Source organism: Pseudoalteromonas shioyasakiensis (assembly GCF_001550135.1).
In the GTDB taxonomy this organism is placed as follows: domain Bacteria; phylum Pseudomonadota; class Gammaproteobacteria; order Enterobacterales; family Alteromonadaceae; genus Pseudoalteromonas; species Pseudoalteromonas shioyasakiensis.
This window is the reverse complement of sequence record NZ_LRUE01000010.1, coordinates 1-11,210: the sequence shown is the minus strand read 5'-3', so window position 1 is coordinate 11,210 and position 11,210 is coordinate 1. Positions and strand designations below refer to the sequence as shown.

Below are 11,210 nucleotides of genomic sequence, written 5' to 3'. Positions count from 1 at the left end.
AATTATGTTGAACTACAACAGCGCTATTAAAATTATTATATTGGTAATACTTTATTTTGCCTTACCAATAACTGCTGCCCCTCTTATTAAAAGTGGTTCTGAAGAAACATCTGAATTGAATTTATATACCGCGAAATACAGTGTATTACGTGGCAAGAAAAAATATGGTCGAGCCACAAGAACACTAAGTAAAAATAACACTTCTTATTCGTTATCATTCAATACTAGCGCATCAATTTTTTTCTATAGCATAGATACGAGTGAGACAAGTACTTTTCTATGGCAGGACAATAAAGTAGCGCTACTGAGCTATAAAGGAAAAGATTCGAGAACCTTTAAAAAAGAAAAACATTTACAGTTAAATTTTGATCATAATAACCAAACTTTAATAGCTAAAAAGAATGGCGAAATTAGTGAACAAACCTTAAAAGATGACGTGTTAGACCCACTATTTGTGTTTGAAATGTTAAGGCTTGACGCACTGAAAAACGATGGGTTTTCTAATGTAAAACAATTGCATTACACCGTTTATGATACAAGTGGCTTCAAAGAATTTAACTTCCTGAATGGTGGACGAGTTACTATTGACACACCTCTTGGGGAACTTAATTGCATAAAATTAAGCAGGATTAGAAAAAATAGTACTAGAAAGACGCATATTTGGCTGGCAATTGATTACGACTATATTCCTATTATGCTTTTACAAGAACACAAGGAAGAAGAAGTCGCAACACTACTTATAAGTTCTATTGAGAAACATTAAGAAGCAATATCGGCATAACCTTCCTACAAATAAAAGATAAAAACTACATTTCTAATTAACTTCTAAAACTAACTACCGTAATTCAATAATAGCAAAGCCTTTCTAAGCAAAAAATAGCAACACTTTGCTATTTATCAGTTTGAACTAAGCAAATCTTAAGTTAACAAAATTACCATAAAGTCATACTCAGAAGAGGTGTCTTTATGAAAAAGCATTTTGTTATCAACCTACTTGCAACATCAATAATTTTCTTAACTTGTAGAGCACAAGCAGCGAATGCAACTGACGATAATTGTAATCAAAAAGATAAAATAGAATTAAAGACCTACGACATTTTTAACTTAGAAGATCCAGACACTATTTTTCTCCATCGCTGGGCTAACTTTTTTCATATCAAAACCAAAAATAAAACACTGTACAATGAAGCTGCATTTTTCATAAAAAAGTGCGATGTAAGCCAAGAAGATCTTGAAGAACTGGAACGCCACCTCAGAAGTAAAAAATACATAAGAGATGCACGAGTAACTCGAAACGATAACTCTGACAAAATCACAGTTGAAACTTGGGATAACTGGTCACTAATGCCAACAGTAGATTTTGGCCGTAAGGGGGGAAAGAATAAATACGCTATTGGTATCAAAGACAGAAATTTCTTAGGCTTGGGTATAGACGCTGAGCTTGAATCGTTTACCAATGATCAACGCAGTGGATATAAATTTAAAACTCATTTCCCATTATTCCTCAATAATAATATTAACGCGCAAGTTAATCTAACCAACAGCGACGACGGCACATCTGAATCTGTATTCATACAGAAAGACTTTGTAAGTTTTGATACCAACAATGCATTTAATATTGGCTTTGACAACTTTAGGCAAATAGATACCCAATACAAACTTGGCAAAACTTACAACCAATTTGAACACAATCAACGTTACTCAACAGCTAGCTGGCAATGGCTTAAAAATGACTCCAATGAAGATACATTAAGATTTGGTATTGGTTTTACTAATGAACAGCATGAATTTTCAGCAATTAATGAGATACAAAACCCCGATTTAATTTCTGTCGTACCTTCTAATAGAGAGTTTATATACCCTTATCTAAGTGTTGAGTATTTGCAAAAAGACTTCAGAAAACTATCTAACCTCAACCTGATAAATCATATAGAAGACTTCAACCTTGGGTGGAATTTAACAACTCAGGTTGGCACTGATATCGGGAATACAGATACCTCACCAACATTACTTTGGCAGTCAAGTTTAACAAAAGGCATAGAAATATTTGATGATACTTTTTGGTTTATTAGTGCAACCTTAGATGGGGAAATTTACAGTGATTCCAACAATGCAAATAGAACTGTATTAAGCGTCAATAATGAATACTTTCATAAATTAAATGATAGCTGGGGTGCCTATTTAAAAAACAACAGTCAATTTAGTGAGAATCAATTTCAAGACAACCCTATTGTCTTAGGTGGTGAAACTGGCTTACGGGGTTATCCATTACAATACAGGCATGGCGATCACAGCACTCAATTTACGGCTGAAGCTCGTTATTACCCTCACATCAATATCTATAAATTACTTGAGTTAGGCGGAGCTATTTTTGTCGATACAGGCAGAGTTTTCGGTAGTTCAGATAATACCACCAACCAAGATTCGTGGATGACTTCCGTAGGCATTGGCGCTCGATTTTATTCGACGCAAACCAGCGAAGCTCGCGTAATACATGTAGATATCATCAAGCCAATGACCTCAGATCAAAACGTCAATGGTATCGAATTCCGTATCACTACAAAGCATTCATTTTAAGGTGTAATAATGAACAAGGCTTTAGTTTTTCTAAAAAATATCACACTAACCACCAATCAGTTAGTAATGTTCACTTGTGCGTATGTAACATTGGTGTTGAACGCTCCGTTTATTTTAAAAACGTCTTCTGCAATAGTGGCACTTAGTGAATATAATATTTTCTTTTTATTATCTGTCCCAATATTTCTCCTGTCATTATCGATCATCATTCAATGTTTCTTTGCATTTCGCTGGATAACTAAACCTATACTAATACTACTAGTACTAACATCTTCCCTTGTTTTTTATAGCACAGTGACCTACGGCATTGTTTTTGATTATGGGATGATACAAAACACATTTGAAACTGACAGAGCCGAAGCACTTTCATATGTTAATTTTTCTGCTTGTGTATTTTTTGTTGTCTTAGGTATTCTGCCATCAATACTGATTGCGAAAGTAAAGCTCACATATTCATCCTTTATGGGAGAGTTGCTATCCAGAGCAAAGTTAATCATTGGTAGTTTTGCAACCATTTTTTTAATAACAATCGTTTTTTATTCTAGCTATGCATCAATTGGAAGAAATAACCGTGACTTGATCGGCTATTTAACTCCCTATGCGTTAATTGATTCTACTGTGAAATATGCAAACAGAAATTATATCTATCCGCCTTTAAAGTTTACTTTACTAGATACTTCACCAACTATTTCTAGTCCGAACAACACTAAAAGCATTACCGTTTTGGTGCTTGGTGAAACAGCTCGCGCCCAAAACTTTTCTCTAAATGGTTATGACAAGCCGACCAATAGCCAAACCAAAGACTTAGGCGTTGTTTCATTTAAAGATGTTACCTCCTGTGGCACAGCAACAGCAGTATCAGTTCCCTGTATGTTTTCTAGATTAAACAAAGAAAACTATGAAAAACGAGTGGCTACAGCCCAACAAAACGCCATTGACTTAATTCATTTGGCTGGGGCTGAAGTATTTTGGATTAGTAACAATAATGGTAGCTGTAAGGGTGTCTGCGCTCGTGTCAAAACTGAGCAAATTTCAACAAATAGTAATAAGCCATTATGTGATGGTGAATATTGCTTTGATGAGGTGTTGGTTGAAGCATTAAGAGATAAACTATATTCGTTAAAAAGCGACAATACGTTGATTGTATTACATATGATTGGCTCTCACGGACCAACTTACTACAAACGCTACCCCAAAAACAAACGAGTATTTTCTCCCGACTGTCAACGCAGTGATATCCAAAATTGTAGTCAAGAGGAACTTGTTAATACCTACAACAACACGATTGCTTATACCGATTTAGTCTTGTCAGAAATCATCACAGAACTTGAGGCATTGAGCAATAAGAACAATATCAAAACATCAATGATTTATGTCTCTGATCATGGCGAATCTTTAGGCGAAAGTGGCGTCTATTTACATGGGCTACCTTATGCATTTGCACCAGAAGAGCAAACAAAAGTGCCATTAATTTACTGGGGAGATCTATTACATCACAAAGCCAAGTTAGATTGTTTGAATGGAATGAGTGAACAGCCTATATCCCATGACAACATATTCGATATTTTACTTGCGGAAATGCAGGTAAAGTCAAAAGTTTATCAACCTGAAAACAACCCTTTTAGTCAGTGTACTAATGATCTTTCCGTAGCAAATGCAAAGTCGCCAACAATTTTTCAAGGAGTAAACTAATCCGTGTTTGATAGTAAAAATAAACCTAAAGGTCTTAAACGAGTGTATCTCGCAACATTAAATTCAACTAGAGCGTTCAAGTGGCTCCTAAGGAATGAAGCCGCATTCAGACAAGAGTTGCTGTTGCTTGTATTGTCGATCCCAGTAACTTTCTTGTTCAATATTACACTGAAAGAGAAACTCATACTTATCATTGCGGTACTGTTTATTATGTTTACCGAGATAGTAAATACTGCAATAGAGGCAGTCGTTGACCGTATTGGTTTCGAAATACACCCACTGTCTGGATTAGCGAAAGATTTAGGGTCTGCCGCAGTATTAGTGAGTATAGTGATTGCCATATGTATTTGGTTGATAGTTCTTTTTTAATGACATACCTACATAGAGGAATTTTATATGAATAAACAATTAAACGATGCACTGATAAAAGTACCTCAATTAACAATAGGGTTTTGGATCATAAAAATACTCGCGACTACGTTAGGTGAAACAGGTGGTGATGCTGTTTCAATGTCAATGAATTTGGGCTATTTAGTTGGAACTGTAATCTTTATGTCCTTTTTTATTGCCGCTGTTGTTATGCAAGTAAAATCTACAAAATTTAGCCCGTTTATTTATTGGATCACTATTATTGCATCAACGACAGTGGGGACAACACTTGCTGATTTTGCCGATAGATCGTTGGGAATTGGGTATTTAGGAGGCTCAACTCTATTAGCTACTCTCTTAATTATTACATTGGCTATTTGGTATAGAACAATTGGGAGTATCAGTGTTTCTTCTATTGACAACCCTAAAGCAGAATCGTTTTACTGGTTAACTATTATGTTTTCTCAAACACTTGGGACTGCACTGGGAGATTGGACTGCTGATACTGCTGGATTGGGTTATATTGGAGCTGCATATATTTTCAGTACAGGTCTAGTAGTTGTATTGTTCCTATACTTGTTCACTAAAGTATCTAGAACAGTACTATTCTGGCTTGCGTTTGTTTTGACTCGCCCCCTAGGAGCTGTTGTAGGTGACTTTTTAGACAAGCCTGTTGCGCACGGCGGTTTGGAATTGAGTAGATATTCAGCTACCGCGACACTACTGTTTGTAATAATAGTTTTGATTATACTTCTACCTCAGCGACCAGCTTTAAAACAACATTAATATCTAATTATCAGTTTTAATTAAGTAATTCTTAAGTTTCACCTAATAAAGTAAACATCGTGTTATTCACCAAAAAGAATTGCGATGTTTACTTCTATCTACAGCTTTATTAGACCATTCTTACTCTTCTCTATTTCTGTCATGCTATTCCTAACCTTAGTACGAACTGGGTTGGCTATCTGGCAATTAGATAGATTTAATGACTTAAATAGTATTTGGAGCCTACTCACAAATGGCTTTCGCATAGACTTAAGTAGCGTAGGTTACTTATGCGCGATCCCTGCGTTATTGCACCCTTGGGTGTCAAAAACTAGATTTCAAGAGTATTGGTCATTGGTTTTGCGAATTTGGTTTCTGATCTGCTTTATGGGCATATTGTTTTTTGAATTAGCAACGCCCGCATTTATAAATGAATACGGCTTTAGACCAAACAGGCTATTTATTGAATATCTAGCTTATCCTGATGAAGTGTCTAAAATGCTGGTAAATGGTCATTTGATGACAATACTGATTGTGTTTGCTCTACTGCTATTACCTGTTAAAAAGTTATGGCAGTTTACTAATCAGGTAGTCTCTAACAAAGTAAAAGAAGATAACGCAACAATCGGAAGTAGGCTGGTTTCTTGTTTGATGCTTTTTGTAGTAATTGCTTTATCTGCACGGGGGACATTGGGGCATAGACCAATCAACCCTGCCTTAGTATATTTTTCTACTGATCCATTAGTAAACTCACTGACATTAAATTCAACATATAGTGTTGCTTATGCACTTAATCAATTTGGTGACGAAAAAAATGCAGCTAAGTTGTATGGCAATATGGAAGATAGTAGAGTTATTGAGCTGGTTCGTCAGGAGTCAAAACAACCTTTAGAAAGCTTCAAAAACAACAACTTACCCACTCTAAGTAAACGCTCTCCGAGCTTTAAGGGACAACCAAAAAACTTGGTAATAATCTTAGAAGAAAGCTTAGGTGCCCAATATGTATCATCTCTTGGTGGAATCCCGCTAACACCTGAAATTGATAAATTAAATCAAGAAGGCTGGGCATTTAAACGATTGTACGCAACAGGCACTCGCTCCGTTAGAGGTATTGAAGCAGTTATAACTGGCTTTACTCCAACGCCCTCTAGGGCAGTTGTTAAGTTAGATAAATCGCAAAAGGACTTCTTTACTATTGCATCTCTGCTCAAAGAAAATGGTTATGAGGCTCAATTCATTTATGGTGGAGAAAGTCATTTCGACAACATGAAAAGCTTCTTTCTAGGAAACGGCTTTACTGACATTGTTGACTTTAATGATATTGAAAATCCACAATTTGTAGCGTCTTGGGGGGCAAGCGATGGTGATTTGTTTAATCAAGCTGATATTGAATTAACTAAGCTTCATAACGAAGGAAAACCATTTTTTAGTTTCATATTTACGTCAAGTAACCATGATCCATTTGAAATACCTGATGGTATTGTTTCACCAATTCAATACACTGCTGAACAATTACAACAATATGATGACAAAGAATTACTGCGCCATAAAGCCATACAATATGCAGATTATGCCTTAGGACAATTTATTGCAAAAGCAAAAGCGCAAGACTATTGGGAAAATACTATATTCCTCGTTGTTGCCGACCATGATGCGAGAGCAATGGGCAAAGATCTTGTTCCCATTAACAATTTCCACATTCCGGGTGTGATTCTAAACTCAGGTAAAGGACCCTCTTTAGATCAACGAATAGTCAGTCAAATCGATTTAGCACCAACACTTTTGTCATTAATGGGTATAGAGAATATTTCACCAATGTTAGGTCAAGACCTAACAGATCCAACGGCTTCTAATAGAGCTATGATGCAGTATGCAGAGAATTTTGCTTATATGGTTAATGATGAAGTAACCATCCTTCAGCCAAGTAAAGCACCTTTGAACTTTCAATATAATTATGAACTCAACAAACTATCGCCAATAGATATTAACCGTGACACTTCAGAGATCGCATTGGCTCATGTATTGTGGGGAAGTTTGGCATATAAAAACTATTGGTATTCTCAGCAGAGAAAATAATACTCAACGATAAGTTTAATCAAAAATGAGATGGTGAACATCTGTAGTCGCAATTAGTTTTAAGATGTAATATTACAGTCGAAAGACCGAAAATGGCACAAAGCTGAGATATCTCTAAAGAGTGAAAAGCGGATGGTAAAGCGTTGGAATAAATACCAATTCCACAGTATGGTTATGATATGTCCGATGAACTATTGGTGATTAATAATTTGATTATTCAATACAGCTTTTCTGAAGGAGCTTTTTTAACGTCCTGTGCTGAGCGAGTTAAGAAACATAATGAGTCTATCTCAGATGCAATTTTTGCAGTATTTTCAGGGTGTCTTCAGCAAGCCGACAATGTTGCCTTGACAAGTTGTACACTTAAAAAGCTTTCCAAATATTATGATACTCAGGCTTCACTGTCTCTCCCTGAGCTTATTAATGACGGTGGCTTGCAATTGACTTACATAGAAATGGAGATACAAACTGCAAAGCCCAATGAACTAAGCAAGCTCACAAGTATCAGTATCCCCGACTTTTTTAAGAAGGTGCCTTTTTACGCAGACAGTGATTGCAGAGATGTACATAAGATAAAAGTGTATTCTCTAAAAACCAAAAGCCGTGCGGTCGTTAAATTTAAAACAACACTCGAAAGAGAAACACTTAGGCGGTTGCACAATTTGTTGAAAGGGGAAACCACTTCTCTATCACCGACGTCACACACATATCCTTACGAGTGGCGACAAACTTTTTATGATAGACTTTCCGGCGAAGCCTTTTCTGTGAATGTTTTAGAGAAGCGTTAGCAATTAACAACCAAAGCAACCTGTCTCATCCCCATATCGACTATGCACTAAAGCACAACAGCTTTAAAAAAGGGATTTGTCATATTTGTGCGAATACAAATTCAAGCCTAAGTTACTGCTCCAATATGTACGGTTCGGTATTCAGAGTTAGATATGGTGCGTATATTGAAAAACTGGCGATTGAGAAGGGATTAAACCCTCGTGAAGCTGAAAACGAAGTAAGAGAATTAAAAGGTTATCCCCGCATAGGTGAGCGATGGATTGCCGAAACTATGCTATTCCAGTACATTGACGCACTTTTTGCGGATTATGAAGTATTACGAGAAGCGTCACCTGATTGGCTAGGGCAACAGAGATTTGATATATACATCCCAGAACTGGTATTAGCTGTTGAATATCAGGGTCAGCAACACTACAAGCCTGTTAAGTTATTTGGAGGAGTTGAAGGGCTTAAAAAGACACAGCAAAGAGACAGAGATAAGGTAGCAAAGTGTAAAGCAAACAATGTGTCACTTGTCCTATTTTCATATACCGACCGCCTAAGTGAGAAACTGGTCATGACGCGGTTAAAGGCCTTCTCTAAATAATTTCCTTAAAGTAATAGTACACATAGGATCAAAATGATTGATACCTATTCAACGAGGAAATTTTAATTGAGCTTGTAAGGTTGTCTGTTTATTTATAATGATTATGGTTTCTGGAAAATCAGAAATAGAAAATCTGCCTCGCTATATCAAGGCTCAGATTTGGCATAATGCACGCATTAGCCCTAACTCATAATTGTCCGTGCGACTTGAAGTCGTATGAAGCGCTGTTCACCGCGATAAGAGTGAACCATCTGTATCACCAGATGACCCTATGGCTCTGAATAAAGCAGCGAGCCAGACAATGTAACAAAGCCAATTGGCGGGAAACAAATCGCGAGAGGCGTTTCTTCCTGATAACCACAATCGGGTAAGTGCTAGGGTGTCAGTATGATGAACGTATGTGAATCCATGTAAGGTGCGTTATACGAGAAGCAGCGGAAGTGGTTTATATGCTGTGGCCAAACGGCAACGTGAGTAGGAAAGAGATTGGACAGTGCTCTTTCGTGATCGATAGGCTCACCGCACTATAGTGGGCATCTAACCTGATATTGCGCGACATACGGAACAAGGTAAGCCTGTATTTCTCCTTACGGGAAAGTAACCTGTGAAGGTTGCCGATAGATGTGCAGGTAAAGGAGGTTGGAAAAAGCCAATGCTGCGTTGTAATGATGCAGATACAGATTTTATCTGGCACGAAAGTGAGCCCACTTCCAACTGGTCTCCCGTTGCAAGATGATTTGAAGAACTTTATTGATGGAGAAACGCAAATGATGACTTCGCTTGAAGTTAGTGCCTCTTCAGACAACAGCGAATGGCAATCCATAAACTGGAAAGTCGTTGAGCAACATGTATTAAAGCTTCAAATGCGTATTGCAAAGGCAATTCGAGAAGGTAAACGGGGTAAGGCTAAAGCCTTGCAATGGATACTGACTCACTCGAAGTCAGCAAAATTACTTGCTGTCAGACGAGTATCACAAAATAAAGGTAAACGAACGGCAGGAATTGATGGCATCACATGGAATTCTGATGCACAAAAACTTGCGGCAGTTAACCAATTGAGCAGAAAAGGCTATAAAGCGAAACCGCTCAGACGCATCTATATCCCCAAGAAAAACGGCAAACTCAGACCATTAGGTATTCCGTGCATGATAGACCGTGCGCAACAAGCGTTACATCTTCTAGCCTTGGAGCCAATATCTGAAACTATTGCTGACCCAAACAGCTACGGGTTTCGACCGAACCGCAGCACGGCTGATGCGATTGCACAATGCTTTAAGTGCTTGTGTAAACCAAGCTCAGCGCAGTGGGTACTCGAAGGCGATATCAAGGCTTGTTTCGATAAAATTGGCCACCAATGGCTAACAGATAACATTCCAATGGACAAACGAATATTGAAACAATGGCTTGGGTGCGGGTTTATCGACAAAGGGTTATTCTACAAAACAGACGAAGGAACGCCACAAGGTGGAATAATCTCGCCAACACTGATGTTATTGACGCTTGCAGGCTTGGAGAAGCAAGTGAAATCGATAGCGCTTAAAACTGGCTCAAGGATAAACTTTATTGGTTATGCTGATGACTTCGTTATCACAGGTACATCGAAAGATGTGCTCGTTAATGAGGTCAAACCGCAACTGGTTAAGTTCCTAAAGGAAAGAGGGTTAACTCTATCTGAGGAGAAAACACATGTTACCCATATTGATGACGGCTTTGACTTTTTAGGGTTTAACCTTCGAAAGTACAAAGGAAAACTGCTTATTAAACCAAGCAAGAGCAACGTGCTGTCATTCTTAAGTAACATGCGTGAACTTATCAGATCACACGCAACTGTATCAACGACAGATCTCATTAAACTAATGAATCCAAAGTTGCACGGTTGGGCGAATTATTATCGCCATTGTGTGGCAAAGCGAACCTTTACCTATGTAGGTCATCAGATCTTCTGGGCGCTATGGCGGTGGGCGCGGCGGCGTCATACCCGTAGAAGCAGAATGTGGGTTGGTCGTAAATACTTTCAAGGTTTAAATGGTCAATGGCTATTTCATGGTTATCAAATGATAAACAATGAAATACGAGTTCTCATTCTTGCTCAAATTAACAAAACGCCAATCAGAAGACACGTTAAGATCCGAAGTGCGTCAACCCCGTACGATCCTAAATATCGGGATTACCTGGAGAATAGGAAGACCAATAATTACGGACGAAATACTTGGGCCCAACCTGTCGTAGCAAGTTTGTGACATTGCTGGGTGACATTATGTTGCCTTAGTGGAGGCTTGAGCCGTATGCGGTGAAAGTTGCACGTACGGTTCTTAGGAGGGCGGCACTTGGTAACAAGTGTCGTCTATCCGACAAA

At 37.9% G+C, this 11,210-nt stretch carries 9 protein-coding genes; all 9 read left to right on the top strand.

The window, feature by feature from the left end; all coding sequences use genetic code 11:
* Positions 1-4: 4 nt before the first annotated feature.
* The 9 genes from PASHI_RS04390 to ltrA all read left to right on the top strand — a co-directional run bounded on the left by PASHI_RS04390 (position 5) and on the right by ltrA (position 11,094).
* Positions 5-763: a DUF3108 domain-containing protein gene (locus tag PASHI_RS04390; protein WP_062564712.1), complete on the top strand. Its 759-nt coding sequence runs from the start codon at positions 5-7 to the stop codon at positions 761-763.
* 203 nt (positions 764-966) lie between these two features.
* Positions 967-2,577, top strand: coding sequence for a BamA/TamA family outer membrane protein (locus PASHI_RS04385; RefSeq protein ID WP_062564711.1), 1,611 nt, complete (start codon positions 967-969; stop codon positions 2,575-2,577).
* 9 nt (positions 2,578-2,586) lie between these two features.
* Entirely contained in the window at positions 2,587-4,269 is a 1,683-nt protein-coding gene (locus tag PASHI_RS04380; protein WP_062564710.1) for a phosphoethanolamine transferase, read from the top strand.
* A 3-nt stretch (positions 4,270-4,272) separates the two neighbouring features.
* On the top strand, positions 4,273-4,638 hold the full coding sequence (locus PASHI_RS04375) for a diacylglycerol kinase (RefSeq protein WP_062564709.1): 366 nt from the start codon (positions 4,273-4,275) through the stop codon (positions 4,636-4,638).
* Positions 4,639-4,665: 27 nt separating this feature from the next.
* Entirely contained in the window at positions 4,666-5,424 is a 759-nt protein-coding gene (locus PASHI_RS04370) for a COG4705 family protein (RefSeq protein ID WP_062564708.1), read from the top strand.
* An 84-nt stretch (positions 5,425-5,508) separates the two neighbouring features.
* Positions 5,509-7,479 (top strand): LTA synthase family protein, encoded by a 1,971-nt coding sequence (locus PASHI_RS04365; protein WP_082710863.1) that lies wholly within the window; start codon positions 5,509-5,511, stop codon positions 7,477-7,479.
* A 179-nt stretch (positions 7,480-7,658) separates the two neighbouring features.
* Positions 7,659-8,267, top strand: coding sequence for a hypothetical protein (locus PASHI_RS04360; protein ID WP_062564707.1), 609 nt, complete (start codon positions 7,659-7,661; stop codon positions 8,265-8,267).
* A gap of 125 nt (positions 8,268-8,392) precedes the next feature.
* Positions 8,393-8,854, top strand: coding sequence for a PDDEXK family nuclease (locus tag PASHI_RS04355; RefSeq protein WP_062564706.1), 462 nt, complete (start codon positions 8,393-8,395; stop codon positions 8,852-8,854).
* Positions 8,855-9,621: 767 nt separating this feature from the next.
* Positions 9,622-11,094 carry a group II intron reverse transcriptase/maturase gene (ltrA, locus tag PASHI_RS04350; RefSeq protein WP_062564752.1) on the top strand — a complete coding sequence of 491 codons (1,473 nt, stop codon included), beginning with the start codon at positions 9,622-9,624 and terminating at the stop codon, positions 11,092-11,094.
* The last annotated feature ends 116 nt before the right edge of the window (positions 11,095-11,210 follow it).